Origin of the sequence: Pseudomonas sp. SIMBA_068 (genome assembly GCF_046534705.1) — a bacterium.
GTDB lineage: Bacteria > Pseudomonadota > Gammaproteobacteria > Pseudomonadales > Pseudomonadaceae > Aquipseudomonas > Aquipseudomonas putida.
In genome coordinates this window covers 71,379-86,881 of sequence record NZ_JAWRYI010000011.1, presented here as the reverse complement: position 1 = coordinate 86,881, position 15,503 = coordinate 71,379, and the positions used below count along the sequence as shown (strand labels likewise).

General features: G+C 63.4%; 16 protein-coding genes. 2 read left to right on the top strand and 14 right to left on the bottom strand.

The genetic code is table 11. The features are described 5' to 3' along the window. Positions 1 to 83 precede the first annotated feature (83 nt). From SB756_RS23015 to SB756_RS22955, 13 genes are all read right to left on the bottom strand, one after another. On the bottom strand, positions 84 to 1,025 hold the full coding sequence (locus tag SB756_RS23015; protein WP_410911987.1) for an LD-carboxypeptidase: 942 nt from the start codon (positions 1,023 to 1,025) through the stop codon (positions 84 to 86). An 87-nt stretch (positions 1,026 to 1,112) separates the two neighbouring features. Next, positions 1,113 to 2,129, bottom strand: coding sequence for a lipoyl synthase (lipA, locus tag SB756_RS23010; RefSeq protein ID WP_016501803.1), 1,017 nt, complete (start codon positions 2,127 to 2,129; stop codon positions 1,113 to 1,115). Positions 2,130 to 2,131: 2 nt separating this feature from the next. Then, a complete protein-coding gene (gene lipB / locus SB756_RS23005) occupies positions 2,132 to 2,779 on the bottom strand; it encodes a lipoyl(octanoyl) transferase LipB (protein ID WP_410911985.1) in 648 nt (215 codons plus the stop codon). Then, a complete protein-coding gene (locus SB756_RS23000; protein ID WP_016501804.1) occupies positions 2,779 to 3,054 on the bottom strand; it encodes a DUF493 domain-containing protein in 276 nt (91 codons plus the stop codon). Before SB756_RS23000 ends, lipB begins: the two co-directional genes overlap by 1 nt. A 73-nt stretch (positions 3,055 to 3,127) precedes the next feature. Beyond that, positions 3,128 to 4,288 (bottom strand): D-alanyl-D-alanine carboxypeptidase family protein, encoded by a 1,161-nt coding sequence (locus SB756_RS22995; RefSeq protein ID WP_016489361.1) that lies wholly within the window; start codon positions 4,286 to 4,288, stop codon positions 3,128 to 3,130. A 270-nt stretch (positions 4,289 to 4,558) separates the two neighbouring features. After that, entirely contained in the window at positions 4,559 to 5,560 is a 1,002-nt protein-coding gene (locus tag SB756_RS22990; protein ID WP_410911983.1) for a septal ring lytic transglycosylase RlpA family protein, read from the bottom strand. Beyond that, positions 5,560 to 6,570 carry a lytic murein transglycosylase B gene (gene mltB / locus SB756_RS22985; protein ID WP_016501806.1) on the bottom strand — a complete coding sequence of 337 codons (1,011 nt, stop codon included), beginning with the start codon at positions 6,568 to 6,570 and terminating at the stop codon, positions 5,560 to 5,562. The genes SB756_RS22990 and mltB overlap by 1 nt, the downstream gene beginning before the upstream one ends. Before the next feature lie 17 nt (positions 6,571 to 6,587). Further along, positions 6,588 to 7,691, bottom strand: coding sequence for a rod shape-determining protein RodA (gene rodA / locus SB756_RS22980; RefSeq protein ID WP_049275595.1), 1,104 nt, complete (start codon positions 7,689 to 7,691; stop codon positions 6,588 to 6,590). Positions 7,692 to 7,729: 38 nt separating this feature from the next. After that, entirely contained in the window at positions 7,730 to 9,619 is a 1,890-nt protein-coding gene (gene mrdA, locus SB756_RS22975) for a penicillin-binding protein 2 (protein ID WP_016501807.1), read from the bottom strand. 16 nt (positions 9,620 to 9,635) lie between these two features. Beyond that, positions 9,636 to 10,103, bottom strand: a complete 468-nt coding sequence (gene rlmH, locus SB756_RS22970) for a 23S rRNA (pseudouridine(1915)-N(3))-methyltransferase RlmH (protein ID WP_410911981.1) — start codon at positions 10,101 to 10,103, stop codon at positions 9,636 to 9,638. Between the two features lie 9 nt (positions 10,104 to 10,112). Then, positions 10,113 to 10,544: a ribosome silencing factor gene (rsfS, locus tag SB756_RS22965; protein WP_016489366.1), complete on the bottom strand. Its 432-nt coding sequence runs from the start codon at positions 10,542 to 10,544 to the stop codon at positions 10,113 to 10,115. A gap of 43 nt (positions 10,545 to 10,587) precedes the next feature. Next, the gene (nadD, locus tag SB756_RS22960) at positions 10,588 to 11,247 is read right to left on the bottom strand and encodes a nicotinate-nucleotide adenylyltransferase (RefSeq protein ID WP_410911979.1); all 660 of its coding nucleotides are present in this window, start codon (positions 11,245 to 11,247) and stop codon (positions 10,588 to 10,590) included. Between the two features lies 1 nt (position 11,248). Then, the gene (locus tag SB756_RS22955; protein WP_410911977.1) at positions 11,249 to 12,520 is read right to left on the bottom strand and encodes a glutamate-5-semialdehyde dehydrogenase; all 1,272 of its coding nucleotides are present in this window, start codon (positions 12,518 to 12,520) and stop codon (positions 11,249 to 11,251) included. Between the two features lie 330 nt (positions 12,521 to 12,850). Between SB756_RS22955 and SB756_RS22950 the strand changes: the two genes are divergently transcribed. Together SB756_RS22950 and SB756_RS22945 are read left to right on the top strand one after the other, a co-directional pair. Next, the gene (locus tag SB756_RS22950; protein WP_341796869.1) at positions 12,851 to 13,519 is read left to right on the top strand and encodes a DNA-3-methyladenine glycosylase; all 669 of its coding nucleotides are present in this window, start codon (positions 12,851 to 12,853) and stop codon (positions 13,517 to 13,519) included. A gap of 2 nt (positions 13,520 to 13,521) precedes the next feature. Continuing rightward, positions 13,522 to 14,838 carry a bifunctional DedA family/phosphatase PAP2 family protein gene (locus tag SB756_RS22945; RefSeq protein WP_410911975.1) on the top strand — a complete coding sequence of 439 codons (1,317 nt, stop codon included), beginning with the start codon at positions 13,522 to 13,524 and terminating at the stop codon, positions 14,836 to 14,838. Between the two features lie 66 nt (positions 14,839 to 14,904). Here the strand turns inward: SB756_RS22945 and SB756_RS22940 are convergent, their stop codons facing one another. Continuing rightward, the gene (locus SB756_RS22940) at positions 14,905 to 15,495 is read right to left on the bottom strand and encodes an LON peptidase substrate-binding domain-containing protein (RefSeq protein ID WP_016501812.1); all 591 of its coding nucleotides are present in this window, start codon (positions 15,493 to 15,495) and stop codon (positions 14,905 to 14,907) included. Positions 15,496 to 15,503: the final 8 nt, after the last annotated feature.

The following is a 15,503-nucleotide window of genomic DNA, read 5'->3' as shown; positions in this document are numbered from 1 at the left end:
CCAACCGCGTAACTGCAATGTATCGCAATTCCCTGTAGGAGCGGCCTTGTGCCGCGATGGGCTGCAAAGCAGCCCCGACAATCTCAAACCTTGAACAGGTCCTGCTCCAGCACCAGGCTCTGCCGATCACTGTCCAGCCTGACCCGAGCCCCCAGCGGCAAGCACACATTCGGGTCGCAATGCCCACTGCGCCACCCCGCCAGCACCGGCACACCCAGGGGCGCGAAGGTATTCTCCAGCAACGGCGCCAACGCCGCCGTGGTGATCCCGGCAAAGTCCCCTGCCAGCACACCCTTGATCCCCTCCAGCTTGCCCGCCAGGCGTAACTGAGTCAGCAGCCGGTCCACCCGGTACAACGGCTCGTTGACGTCCTCGATGAACAGGATGCAGCCCTGAGTATCCAGCTCGGCAAGCGTCCCCATGGTCGCCCCCAGCATCGACAGGTTGCCGCCCAGCAGCGGCCCGCTGGCCACACCCGGCAACACCGTGGTCAAGGCATAGTCCGCCGGGTGCGCGATCTGCTCGCCGCACCGCACAAGCCCACCCAACTGTGCCAACAACGACGATTCGGTCGGCGGCAACTTGGCCCCCAGCAGATCGGCATTCAGCATCCCCCCGTGGAAGGTAACCAGCCCGCCGCAATGCCGGTAGATAGCAGTGTGCAGTGCAGTAATGTCGCTGTAGCCGATCAACGGTTTAGGGTGGCGGCGAATGAGCTCGAAGTCGAGCTGATCGAGCAAACGCATGCTGCCATAGCCCCCGCGCATGCACAGGATGGCGTCGATGGCCGGGTCGGCAAAGGCATCGTGCAGGTCCTGCAGGCGCTGCTGGTCCGGCCCCGCCAGGTAACCCTGCGCTTGCAGGGCACCCGGGTAGATACGGCAACGGTAGCCGCGGTCAGCAAACCACTGGCTGACCTTGTGCGTATCCAGACGCGCCGCGCCTGCCGGCGCGACAATGGCAAAGCAGGCGTTAGCCGGCAGCGCGGCTGACAGGCTGGGTTGGACAGTTTCGGCGCAATTCATCGCGGCTCCTTGCAGCGCAGGTGGCACAAATAAAAATGCCGATGCCGCCTTTCGGCGTGCATCGGCATACGTAGCTCTGCTTTTGGCTCAGAGCTTGATCTTGGCTTCGTGAGCTTGCTGGTCAGCGTGGTACGAAGAACGCACCAGCGGGCCGGAGGCGACGTTCTTGAAGCCCATCTTGTAACCTTCCTCGGCGAACCAGGCGAAGGTGTCCGGGTGAACGAAACGTTGCACCGGCAGGTGGCTACGCGATGGCTGCAAGTACTGGCCGAGGGTGAGCATGTCGATTTCATGCTCACGCATGCGGTGCATCACCTCGATCACTTCTTCGTCAGTCTCGCCCAGGCCGAGCATCAGGCCCGACTTGGTAGGTACGTGCGGCACCATCTGCTTGAACTTCTGCAGCAGGTCCAGCGACCAGTCGTAATCGGAACCCGGGCGCGCGGCCTTGTACAGGCGCGGCACGGTCTCGAGGTTGTGGTTGAACACATCTGGCGGCTCTTGCGCAGTGATCGCCAACGCAACGTCCATGCGGCCACGGTAGTCCGGCACCAGGGTTTCCAGCTGCACACCCGGCGACAGCGCGCGAATTTCGCGGATGCAGTCGGCAAAGTGCTGGGCGCCGCCATCACGCAGGTCGTCGCGGTCCACCGAGGTGATCACCACGTACTTCAGGCGCAGGTCGGCAATGGCGACCGCCAGGTTTTTTGGCTCGTCCAGGTCCAGCGGTTTCGGTCGGCCGTGGCCAACGTCACAGAACGGGCAACGACGGGTGCAGATGTCACCCATGATCATGAAGGTGGCGGTGCCACCAGAGAAGCACTCACCCAGGTTCGGGCAGGAGGCCTCTTCGCACACGCTGTGCAGCTTGTGCTTGCGCAGCAGTTGCTTGATGCGGTCTACCTCGGGCGAAACCGGGATACGCACGCGGATCCAGTCAGGCTTTTTCGGCAGCTCATCGGTCGGGATGATCTTTACCGGGATGCGCGCGACTTTGTCGGCACCACGCAGTTTGACCCCGGCTTCCACCTTTTTCGGCGCTTGGCGCGGGGTGGCATCCAGGGTAGGTATCAGGTTCGGCACGGCTTCTTGCACAGTTGTCATATTCAGTCGATTCCGCCCGTGAGGGTCGTCTGCTCAGCGTAGTCGAGGTGCTTGACCAGCTGTCCGCGCAGCCTTGTCCTGACCTCGTCGAGTTCGATCGGACCTGCCAGGTCGCGCAGCTGGGTCATGGCCAGCCCCGCATAGCCGCAGGGGTTGATTCGGCGGAATGGCGCAAGGTCCATGTCCACGTTCAGGGCAAGGCCGTGGAACGAACGGCCGTTGCGAATTCGCAGGCCGAGGGAGGCGATCTTCGCTCCGTCGACATAGACGCCCGGGGCATCGGCCTTGGCCGATGCCTGCACGTCGTAACTGGCGAGCAGGCCGATCAGGGCCTGTTCGATACGGCTGACCAACTCGCGTACGCCAAAGCCCAGCCGGCGCACGTCCAGCAGCAGGTAGGCCACCTGCTGACCGGGGCCATGGTAGGTCACCTGGCCACCGCGGTCGGTCTGCACCACCGGGATGTCGCCCGGCACCAGCAGGTGCTCGGCCTTGCCGGCCTGGCCCTGGGTGAAGACTGCGGGGTGCTCGACCAGCCAGATTTCATCCTGGCTGTCCGGGCTGCGCTGCTCGGTAAAGCGACGCATGGCCTCCAGCACCGGTTCGTAGGGCTGCAGGCCAAGCTCGCGAAAACCGAGACAGGCGGACATCAGAGCACCATTTTCACGATGCCGGTAGCGCGCAGGGCGCTATTGATGTCGTGCAACTGGTCTTCGCTGGTGGCAACGATGTGCAATTGCACGGTGGTGTACTTGCCTTCCTTGCTCTGGCGCTCAGCCAAGGTCTTCATGTCGACCTCAGCATATTTCTTCAAGATCTCGACGACCGTGTCCTTGAAATGGACAACGGTATCGCCGATCACCTTGATCGGGTAATCAGCGCAAGGGAATTCGATCTTGTGCGACTTGACGTCTGGTTCGCTCATGGCGGAAACGGCCTCGTAAGCCGTGGCAACAACAACACCCCCGCTAGATACGCGGGGGCATGCAGGTCACGTATCAGTTGAACAACCCGAAGAAGAATAGACGGATGCTATCCCACATACGGCGGAAGAAACCACCTTCCTCGACGCCATCGAGGGCGATCAGGTCGGCGCTGTGAACCACTTTCTCGTCCAGTTTGACTTCCACTTTGCCGATCACGTCACCTTTGGCGATTGGCGCGGTGAGCTGCGGGTTCATGGTCATCGAAGCCTGCAGGCGCTTCAATTGGCCTTTAGGCATAGTCATGGTCAGGTCGTCGGCCAGGCCAGCCTTGATCTGGCTGGTCGCGCCCTTCCAGACCGGGGCCTGGGTCAGCTCGGTGCCCTTCTGGTAGAAGGTCTGGGTTTCGAAGAAGCGGAAACCGTAGGTCAGCAGCTTCTGGGTCTCGGCAGCACGGGACTGCTCGCTGTTGGTGCCGAACACCACGGCGATCAGGCGCTGGCCATCACGAACGGCCGAAGCCACCATGCAGTAGCCGGCTTCGTCGGTGTGGCCGGTCTTCAGGCCATCGACGGTCTTGTCACGCCACAGCAGCAGGTTGCGGTTAGGCTGCTTGATGTTGTTCCAGAAGAACTCTTTCTGCGAGTAGATGGCGTAGTGGGCCGGGTCGACGGTGATGATCGCACGGGCCAGGGTTGCCATGTCATGCGCCGACGAGTAGTGCTCCGGGTTCGGCAGGCCAGTCGGGTTCATGAAGTGGCTGTTGCTCATGCCCAGGTCGGCAGCCGTCTTGTTCATCATGTCGGCAAAGGCATCTTCGCTGCCGGCGATGTGCTCGGCCAGGGCGACCGAAGCGTCGTTGCCGGACTGGATGATGATGCCGTGCAGCAGGTCGCTGACAGTCACCTGGCTGCCGACCTTGATGAACATGCGCGAACCGCCGGTACGCCAGGCGTTTTCGCTGACGGTAACCGGGTCGTTCTCACCGATCTGGCCGCGGCGGATGTCCAGGGTGGCGATGTAGGCGGTCATCAGCTTGGTCAGGCTGGCTGGCGGCAGACGCTCGTCACCGTTGTTCTCGACCAGCACGTTGCCGCTGGACGCGTCCATGAGTACGTAGGACTTGGCTGCCAGTTGCGGTGGTGCCGGCGTCATCTGCTCTGCCGCGAAGGCGGCAGGCGTGATCATCAGCAGTACAGGCAGGCAAAGTCGTTTGGCAAGGTTGGTGATGTTCATCCGTCTCTCGAAAATCGCTAATGGTCTGAGATGTTCCCTGGGCAAGATCGTGTGCCCAGCGCCAGTCAGTCTAGTTTTATGGCCGTTGGCCTGGCCCGCATGTGCGGCTTTATGTCGCTGCGGGCAAAAGCCGTCATTGTACATGGCCGCGCCCGGCAATTCATGACAAAACCGACAGTTTGGTGTTGCCTTCTTCGCGGGCACGCCCGCTCCCACAGGGTGTCGCATACCCCTGTGGGAGCGGGCGTGCCCGCGAAGAAGACGACGCGGTCAGTCTGCTGTGACCAGCTTGGCCTGCCCCAAGTTCGCCAGGCGGATGCTGTCTTGTGCTTGCTGGATCTCGCCCTGGCTGCCGATCGGCCCCAGGCGCACGCGGTGCAGGGTCTGCTGGTTGCGCACGATCGAGCTGATGAACACCGGTGCGCTGACCATGGTGCTGAGCTTGGAGCGCAGCAGTTCGGCGGCGTCCGGGTTGGCGAAGGCGCCCACCTGCAGGAAGCTGCCGCCATTGCCGCCAGGTACGTTGTTGCCCCCGACCTGCACCGGCACTACCGGCGCTGCATGCTGTTGGGCCGGCGGGGTCCATTGCTCGACACGCCCGGTAGTGGCCGGGATCGCCTGGGTCTGGGCCACCTGCGGCTCTTTCAGCACCATCGGCGGCGTCTGGCCACGCTGGGCCCACCACTGCTGCGGGTCGATACCCTCCACGCGCACATGCGCGGTGCCGGTCTCGGCATAGCCGAGCTTTTTCGCTGCCGCGTAGGACAGGTCGATGATGCGGTCCGAATAGAACGGGCCACGGTCATTCACCCGCAGGATCACGCTCCGGCCGTTGGCAAGGTTGGTCACCCGCACGTAGGCCGGCAGCGGCAGGGTCTTGTGCGCCGCGCTCATGCCATAGAGGTCGTACAGCTCGCCGTTGGCGGTGTTCTGCCCGTGGAACTTGGTGCCGTACCACGACGCGGTGCCCTCGGCGCGGTAATTGCGCGCGTCCTGCATCGGGTAATAAGTCTTGCCCAACACCGTGTAGGGGTTGGCCTTGTAGTTGCCGGTGTGCACGGTCGGCGTAGCATCGGGGATCTTGTTCACATCCACGTCCCACCACGGCGCGCCGTCCTTGTGGGCCCGGTTGATGTCCAGCCCCGGCTGGGCACGCACGACGTTGCCACTGCTTTGCTGGGGCGGGCGGCTGGATGAACAGCTGGCCAGCAGCACGCCAACGGCGAGGCAGGTCAACAGCTTGAAGGAATTGGCAGAAATGATTGCGCGCATTACTTGACGCCCCGTGCTTGAACCAGCTGTTGCGCAAGCTGATGCACCGCCATGGCATACATCACGCTGCGGTTATAGCGAGTGATCGCGTAGAAGTTCTTCAGGCCCACCCAGTACTCGGGGCCATTGTCGCCCTCAAGGCGGAAGGCGGTAACCGGCAGATCATCGCGCAGCGAATCATGAACCGACCAGCCAAGCGCGCGCAACTCCCCTACCGTCTTCACCGGCTCGATACCGGTGGTCAGGCCTTGGTCGGCACGTGCACCGTCCACCCAGGCGCGGCTGACCACGCCCCCGCCCGCTACCCAGCCATGGCGCTTGAAGTAGCTGGCGACGCTGCCGATGGCATCGTCCGGGTTATTCCAGATATTGATGTGACCATCACCGTCGAAGTCCACCGCGTAGTTGCGAAAACTGCTCGGCATGAACTGCGGCAGGCCCATGGCGCCGGCATAGGAGCCTTTGAGCGTCAGCGGGTCGAGCTGTTCATCACGGGCCAACAGCAGGAATTCGCGCAGTTCCTTGCGGAAGAACTCGGCCCGCGGCGGGTAATCGAAGCCCAGCGTCGACAGCGCGTCGATCACCCGGTAGTTGCCGGTGTTGCGGCCAAAGAACGTTTCCACACCGATGATCGACACAATGTACTGCGCCGGCACGCCGTATTCCTGCTCGGCACGGGCCAGCACGGCCTCGTGCTGGCGCCAGAAGTCCACACCACGGGCAATACGCGCGTCGGTGAGGAACATCGGCCGGTAGTCCTTCCACGGCTTGACCTTTTCGGCCGGGCGCGAGATGGCGTCGAGGATCGACTGCTTGCGCTGCACTTCACGGAACACGCCCATCAGCTGCTCAGGGGCAAAACCATAGTCGCGGCTCATTTCGCCAACAAACTCGGCCACCTGCGGTGAGCCTTGGTAATCGCCGGCATGGGCCAGATGTACAGCGCCGAACAGGCCCACCGCGCCGATCCACGGCGCACAACGGGCAGCCCAGTTACGCACTGCTTGCATGAAATTCTTCACCTTATTCAAACCTGTGCGATCCATTTGCGGTGCGTGTGGATCGACATCAGAACGCCAAACGCTGAAAGCAGCGTCACCAACGATGTTCCGCCATAGCTGATGAAGGGTAGCGGCACGCCCACCACGGGCAGGAGGCCGCTGACCATCCCGATATTGACGAACACGTATACAAAGAAGGTCATGGTCAGGCTGCCCGCGAGCAGCTTGCCAAACAGGGTCTGCGCCTGGGCGGTGATCATCAGGCCACGGCCGATCAGCAGCAGGTAGACAATCAGCAGCAGGCAGATACCGACCAGGCCGAACTCCTCGCCCAGTACGGCGATGATGAAGTCGGTGTGGCTTTCCGGCAGAAAATCCAGGTGCGACTGGGTGCCGAGCAGCCAGCCCTTGCCGAACACCCCGCCCGAGCCGATCGCCGCCTTGGACTGGATGATGTTCCAGCCCGTGCCCAGCGGGTCGCTTTCCGGGTCGAGGAAGGTCAGTACCCGCTGCTTCTGATAGTCGTGCATGACGAAAAACCACATCGCCACCGCCACCGGCACCGCCGCCGTCAGCACACTGAGGATCCAGCGCCAACGCAGGCCACCCATGAACAGCACGAAGGCGCCGGAGGCGAGAATCAGCAGCGCCGTGCCCAGGTCGGGCTGGCGCACGATCAGGATGAACGGCACGCCGATCAACACCAGGCTGATCGCCACGTGCTTCAAGTGGGGCGGCAAGGTGCGCTTGGACAGGTACCAGGCGATGGTCGCCGGCATGATGATCTTCATGAATTCCGAGGGCTGGAAGCGGATCACGCCGGGAATGTTGATCCAGCGCGTGGCGCCCATGGCGTTGTGGCCCATCACGTCCACCACCACCAGCAACAGCACCCCGGTCAGGTACGCCAGCGGCACCCAGCGTGCCATGAAGCGCGGCTCCAGCTGGGCGATGACGAACATCGACACCAGGCCGATGCCGAACGAGGTGGCCTGCTTGAGCAGCAGGTCCCAGTTCTTGCCACTGGCCGAATAAAGGACGAACAGGCTGCCGGCCGCAAGGGTGAGCAGAATGATCAGCAAGGGGCCGTCGACATGGATGCGCTGCAGAAAGCTGGCGCGCCGACGCATCACATCCTCACTGGAGAGCATGCGATCGAAATTGTTCATCACAGGGCCGATTCCTGGGTAACGGTGGCAGGCGCGAACTCGGGCTTGAGCCGGCCATTTTCGTCGAGCAGCCAGGCGTCCATGATCTGGCGTACCACGGGCGCAGCCACGCCCGAGCCGGACTCACCGTTCTCGACCATCACCGATACCACGATTTTCGGGGCTTCGGCCGGGGCAAAGGCGACGAACAAGGCGTGGTCGCGGTGGCGCTCCTGAAGCTTGTTGCGGTCGTACTTCTCGCCTTGCTTGATCGCCACCACCTGGGCGGTACCGCTCTTGCCGGCAATGCGGTACTGGGCGCCGGCGGCAGCCTTGCGCGCAGTACCGCGGGCGCCGTGCATTACCTGCTCCATGCCATGGGTGACCTTGGCCCAGTCGGACTTGTCACGCAGCACGATGTTTTCCATGGGGTTTTCGTCCACAGGCTGCTGGCCTTCGATGGTCTTGGCCAGGTGCGGGCGGTTCCACACGCCCTTGTTGGCGATCAGCGCAGTGGCCTGGGCCAGCTGCAGCGGCGTGGCCTGCATGTAGCCCTGGCCAATACCGAGAATCAGAGTTTCACCAGGGAACCAGGCCTGGCGGCGGGTGGCACGCTTCCATTCGCGCGACGGCATCAACCCGGCAGACTCCTCAAACATGTCGAGGGAAACCCGCTGGCCGATGCCGAACCTGTTCATGTAGCTGGACAGCCGATCGATGCCCATCTTGTGCGCAAGGTCGTAGAAGTAGGTGTCGTTGGAACGCATGATCGCGGTGTCCAGGTCGACCCAGCCATCGCCGGAGCGGTTCCAGTTACGGTATTTGTGGTCATAGTTGGGCAGTTGGTAATAGCCCGGGTCGAACACCCGGCTGCTGGCATTGACCACGCCACTGTCCAGGCCGGCGATGGCCACCGCCGGCTTGATGGTCGAACCAGGCGGGTACAGGCCACGCAGCACGCGGTTGAACAGCGGCCGGTCGATCGAATCGCGCAGTTCGGCATAGGCCTTGAAGCTGATGCCGGTGACGAACAGGTTGGGGTCGAAGCTTGGCTGGCTGACCATCGCCAGCACCTCGCCAGTACGTGGGTCGAGTGCTACCACTGCGCCACGCCGGCCACCCAGGGCGGCCTCAGCGGCCTCCTGCAGCTTGATGTCCAGGCTCAGCACAATGTCCTTGCCCGGTTTCGGGTCGGTGCGCTTGAGCACCCGCAGCACGCGCCCCCGAGCGTTGGTTTCGACTTCTTCGTAGCCGACCTGGCCGTGCAGGTCGTCTTCGTAGAAGCGCTCGATGCCGGTCTTGCCGATATGGTGAGTGCCGCTGTAGTTCACCGGGTCGAGGGTTTTCAGCTCTTTCTCGTTGATGCGCCCAACATAACCCACCGAGTGGGCGAAATGCGCACCCTGCGGGTAATGCCGCACCAGCTGGGCCACCACTTCCACGCCTGGCAGGCGGAACTGGTTCACCGCCACCCGGGCGATCTGCTCTTCGTTGAGTTCGAACAGGATCGGCACCGGCTCGAACGGCCGACGGCCCTGGCGCATGCGCTTCTCGAACAGGGCCCGGTCGTCGGTTGTCAAATCCAGCACTTCGACGATGGTGTCCAGCACTTCCTGCCAGTTACCCGCACGTTCGCGGGTCATCGACAGGCTGAAGCTGGGCCGGTTGTCGGCAACGATCACCCCGTTGCGGTCGAAGATCAACCCGCGGGTCGGCGGGATCGGCTGCACATGCACCCGGTTGTTCTCCGAGAGCGTCGAGTGGTAGTCGTACTGGATGATCTGCAGGTAGTACAGCCGCGCAATCAGCACGCAAATAAGCAGCACGATCGCCACTGCGCCGACCACGACGCGGTTGCGCACCAGGCGGGCGTCTTTCTCGTGGTCCTTGAGGCGGATCGGCTGCGACATCTGACTGCTTACAGGCTCATTTGTGGTAAGGGTGCCCGGACAACACGGTCCAGGCGCGGTAGATCTGCTCGCCGATGAGTATCCTTACCAACGGGTGCGGCAAGGTCAGCGGCGACAGCGACCAGCGTTGCTCGGCGCGCGCGCAAACCTCAGGCGCCAGGCCTTCCGGGCCTCCGACCATCAAATTCACCGTGCGCGCATCCAGGCGCCAGCGGTCCAGCTCGGTCGCCAGCTGCTCGGTGCTCCAAGGCTTGCCATGGACCTCGAGGGTGACAATGCGTTCCCCAGGCTGAACCTTGCTCAGCATGGCTTCGCCTTCCTGACGGATCAGGCGGGCGACATCGGCATTCTTGCCACGGGTATTCAGCGGGATTTCCACCAGCTCCAGCGACAGCTGGGCGGGCAGGCGCTTGGCATATTCATGCCAGCCTTCCTCGACCCACTTCGGCATGCGCGAGCCGACCGCGATCAGGCGCAGACGCACGACGCTTCCTTATTCCCGGTCTTTGATCTTGTCATCGAAGTAGGCGCTGGCGTTTTCCGGGCTGTGATGCTTGGCATCAGCAGCACGGCTCTGCTCGGCACCCGCCCACAGACGCTCCAGGTCGTAGAACTGGCGGGCAGCGGCAGTCATCATGTGCACGATGACGTCATTCAGGTCCAGCAGAACCCAGTCGCTGTCGCCCTTGCCTTCTTCGCCCAGCGGCTGCGCGCCTTGTTTCTTGACCGCTTCACGGACCTTTTCCAGCATCGCGTTGATCTGGCGGTTGGAGGTACCGGTGGCAATGATCATGTAGTCGGTCAGGCTGTGCTTTTCGCGGACGTCGATAACCTGGATGTCCTGGGCTTTGACGTCTTCCAGAGCGCTAATGGTCAGTTTGACCAGTTCTTCGCCACTGATGCCATTGGTTTTCTGCTTGCTCATATAAAACTCGTTCAACTCGTTGGATGAGGCGCCAGAGGCACCGTCAGTTAGGCGCACGATACAGTTCGTGCGCCTCGATGTAGGCCAGTACGGCGTCCGGCACCAGGAACCTCACCGATTTGCCGCTGGCCAGCAGCTGTCGGATCTGTGTAGCCGACACCGCAAGCGGCGTCTGCCAGACGAACGAAATATTTCCCGCCGGGCCGGACATGGCGGCGGGATCGCTCTCCGAGCGCGCAGCCAGCAGGTTGCGCAGCTCGTCAGGGGGTTCTACGTCGGCATCCGGGCGTTGCAGCACCAGGATGTGACAATGTTGCAGCAATTCTTCCCAGCGGTGCCAACCAGGCAGGCCACAGAAGGCATCCCAGCCCAGCACCAGGAACAACTGGTCGTTGCCGGCCAGTTCGGCGCGGATCGATTCCAGCGTATCGATGGTGTACGACGGCTTGTTCCGTTCCAGCTCGCGGGCATCGACGCTCAGGCAAGCAACGCCTTGCACCGCTTCGCGGACCATGGCCAGGCGATCCTGCGCGCCCACCTGCGGGGTGTCGCGGTGCGGCGGCCGGGCGTTGGGCAACAGGCGCAGCTCGTCCAGCCCCATGAACTCGGCCACTTCCAGCGCGCTGCGCAGGTGGCCGATGTGCACGGGGTCGAAGGTGCCGCCTAGAATGCCGATGCGCCGGACTGCCTGGGCCTTGCTCAACTCAGCAGGACTCCTGACCGCGCAGCTGGCCGTCGCCGATCACTACGTACTTCTCGCAGGTCAGGCCTTCCAGGCCGACCGGGCCACGGGCATGCAGCTTGTCGGTGGAAATACCGATTTCCGCACCCAGCCCGTACTCGAAACCGTCGGCGAAGCAGGTCGGGGTGTTGAGCATGACCGACGCCGAGTCGACCTCAGCCATGAACTGGCGGGCTTCACCCTGGTGTTCGCTGATGATCGAGTCGGTGTGGTGCGAGCCATAGTGGTTGATGTGCTCGATGGCGTGGTCCAGGCCATCGACGACACGGATCGACAGGATCGCGTCCAGGTACTCGGTGTGCCAGTCGTCTTCAGTGGCCGGCTTGGCCTCGATCAGCGCGCGGGTACGCTCGCAGCCACGCAGCTCCACGCCCTTCTCCTGGAAGCGGCGGGCCATCTCCGGCAGGAAGCGCTCGGCCACTTGCTGGTCGACCAGCAGGGTTTCCATGGCGCCGCAGATGCCATAACGGTAGGTCTTGGCGTTGAAGGCCACGTTCCAGGCCTTGTCCAGGTCGGCATGCTGGCTGACATAGATGTGGCAGATGCCGTCCAGGTGCTTGATGACCGGAACGCGGGCATCGCGGCTGATGCGCTCGATCAGCCCACGGCCGCCACGCGGCACAATGACGTCGACAAACTGCGGCATGCTGATCAGCGCACCCACGGCTTCGCGGTCGGTGGTCTCGACCACCTGCACCACGGGGGCCGGCAGGCCCGCAGCAGCCAAGCCACGCTGGATGCAGGTGGCGATGGCGCGGTTGGAATGGATGGCTTCGGAGCCGCCACGCAGGATGGTTGCGTTACCCGACTTCAGGCACAGGCTGGCGGCATCGATGGTCACGTTCGGGCGCGACTCGTAGATGATCCCGATCACCCCCAGCGGTGCGCGCATCTTGCCGACCTGAATACCGGATGGGCGGTAGCTCATGTCGCGGATGGCACCGACCGGGTCCGGCAGGCTGGCGACCTGACGCAGGCCGGTGATCATGCCGTCGATGCGCGCGGGGGTCAGCGCCAGGCGGTCGAGCAGCGCCGGCTCAAGGCCATTGGCGCGGCCGGCGGCCAGGTCCAGCTCGTTGGCGGCAGTCAGTTCGGCACGGGCAGCATCCAGCGCATCGGCAGCGGCTTGCAGGGCGCGGTTCTTCTGCGCGGTGCTGGCACGGCCGATCACCCGGGAAGCCTCACGGGCAGCGCGACCCAAACGGGTCATGTAGTCAAGAACGGACTCAGTCATGGGTTCGGTGTCTTGGCGAAGGGGAAATCGACTGATTATAACTGCCGCGCAGGTGTACGCCCAGCGGCGGGTGGCGGATGGTAGAAAATGGCTGGGGCAATGCGCAGGAAAGATGTAACTGCACTTATCGAAAATTCCTCTCCCTGCTCCGACCCTTTCGCGGGCGAACCCGCTCCCACGCTGATTCCACACGGCCTGAGCCCTATGAAACACCTGTGGGAGCGGGTTCACCCGCGAAGAGGCCGGCACTGCCAACTTCGATATCCGATTCAGCCTCGATTAAGCCATTCATTGCTATCATCCCCGCCTCCCCAGCCACGAACCGCCCGCATGCCAGCCCTGCCCGACAGCTTTTTCAACCGTGATGCCCAGACCGTGGCCAAGGCGCTGCTGGGCAAGGTAATCCGCCATCGCCACGGCGACCTGTGGCTGGCTGCGCGCATCATTGAGACCGAGGCCTACTACCTCACTGACAAGGGCAGCCACGCCTCGCTCGGCTACACCGAAAAGCGCAAGGCATTGTTCCTCGATGGCGGGCACATCTACATGTACTACGCCCGCGGCGGCGACTCGCTGAACTTCAGCGCCGAAGGCCCGGGTAACGCGGTGCTGATCAAGTCTGCCTATCCTTGGCAGGACGCCCGCTCGGGCCCCAACAGCCTGGCGCAGATGCAACTGAATAACCCCGACGCCAGCGGCAAGCTGCGCCCGGATGCGCGCCTGTGCGCCGGCCAGACCCTGCTCTGCCGGGCGCTGGGCCTGAAAGTGCCCCACTGGGACGCCCAGCGCTTTGACGCCGAGCGGCTGTACGTGGACGATTGCGGCAATGCCGTACCAAGGGTGATCCAGACTGCACGGCTGGGCATCCCGCACGGGCGCGACGAGCACCTGCCCTACCGCTTCGTCGACGCCGAGTACGCCCGTTTCTGCACGCGGAACCCGTTACGTCGCGGCCAAGTCGAAGGCCGTGACTTCTTCATTCTGGAACAAGGAAGCTGAACATGGGCCAATGGCTCGACAGCCTGACCGGCTGGCTCAGCGCCAACCCGCAGTGGCTTGGCCTGGCGATTTTCCTGGTGGCCTGCATCGAGTGCCTGGCCATTGCCGGCATCATCGTGCCTGGCACCGTGCTGCTGTTCGCCGTCGCGGTACTGGCCGGCAGTGGCGCCTTCAGCCTGGGCGAAACATTACTACTGGGTTTTCTCGGCGGTTTGCTGGGCGACGCGGTGTCGTACACGTTGGGCAAGCACTTCCACCAGAACATTCGCCGCCTGCCATTGCTGCGCCATCACCCTGAGTGGATCGGCAGCGCCGAAACCTACTTCCAGCGCTACGGCATCGCCAGCCTGCTGGTGGGGCGCTTCATCGGGCCGCTGCGGCCCATGCTGCCAATGGTCGCCGGCATGTTCGACATGCCCCTGCCGCGCTTCATCGCCGTCAGCCTGGTGGCCGGCGCCGGCTGGTCGGTGGCCTACCTGCTGCCAGGCTGGGCCACCGGCGCGGCCATGCGCCTGCCGCTGCCGGAAGGCTTCTGGCTGGATGCTGGCATCATCGCCGGCACCCTGGCAGTCATCATCGGCTTTAGCCTGACCACCAGCATTCGCGACCAGCGCCATGGAACACGACTGATCGCCGGCATGAGCTTCGCTGCCTTGGCCGGAGTATTTTTTGGCTGGCCTTACCTGCACGAGTTCGACCAAGGCGTGATGACACTGGTACAGGAACATCGCAGCCAGGCCATCGATGGCGCCGTGGTACTGGTGACCCGGCTGGGCGATTTCCGCACGCAACTGTTTCTTGGCGGCCTGCTGACCGGCCTGCTGCTGCTTGCCCGGCAATGGCGGCAAGCCTTTTTTGCTGCCGGCGCGCTGATGGGCACGGCAATCGCCAACGGTACGCTGAAATGGCTGTTCGCCCGCGCAAGGCCGGAAGTGCTGACCGACCCACTGACCAGCTACAGCATGCCCAGCGGGCACAGCTCGGCGTCGTTTGCGTTCTTTCTGGTGATGGCGGTACTGGCAGGGCGCGGCCAGCCGCCACGGATGCGCCTGACCTGGGTGATGCTGGGTTGTATTCCGGCGCTGGCGATTGCCCTGTCACGGGTGTACCTGGGGGCGCACTGGCCGACCGATATCCTGGCTGGGGCGCTGCTGGCGTGCTGCGTGTGTGCGCTTAGCCTGGCAGTGGTGCAGCGCCAGCAAACACTGCCGGCCCTGCCGCTGCGGGTGTGGTGGCTGGTGTTGCCGGCATGTATCGCGCTGCTGGCGTTCTTTGCCATGCATGCGCTGCCGCAGGCTTTGCTCAGATACCAGTACTGATGTCGCCCTCACTGGCCTCTTCGCGGGCAAGCCCGCGAAGAGGCCAGCCCAAGCAGCACAAAGAGGTCAGGCGAAAAGCTCACCCTGAATCCGCTCCAGCAATTTCTGAATCTCCCCCAATCGCTGCTGCGGCGAGTCAAGGGTCAGCAGGTCCAGCTTGTCTTCTTCCATGAACGGCAGCAGGTACGCCAGCTGATTGGCCAGCGCCTGGCGCCCGTCCACCGGGCGCGGCATGTCCAGCGCCTCGACCATCGGGTGCTCGCCCAGCGCCACCAGCAGCGCCAACAGGTCGTCATCGGCCTCGAGCAACGGGCTGTCCGCCTGCTCCGGTAGCCATTGCACCTGCCCCACCAGCAACTGGTCCTTCTGCACTTCGGTGCTTTCCAGGTTGAAGCGCCGTACGCCCTCGACGCGGATCCCCAGCAAACCGTTGTCCTGCTGCACGAAGTCGCGGATCACTGCTTCACAGCCGATCGACGCGACCATCGGTGGCGCCTTGCCAACCTGCTCGCCCTCCAGGATGCAGACCACCCCAAAGCCTTCGCCCTGCTTCATGCAGCGCCCGATCATGTCCAGGTAGCGTGCCTCGAAAATCTGTAAATCGAGAAAGCAACCCGGGAACAGCACGGTATTGAGCGGAAACAGCGGTAGTGTCATCACAACTC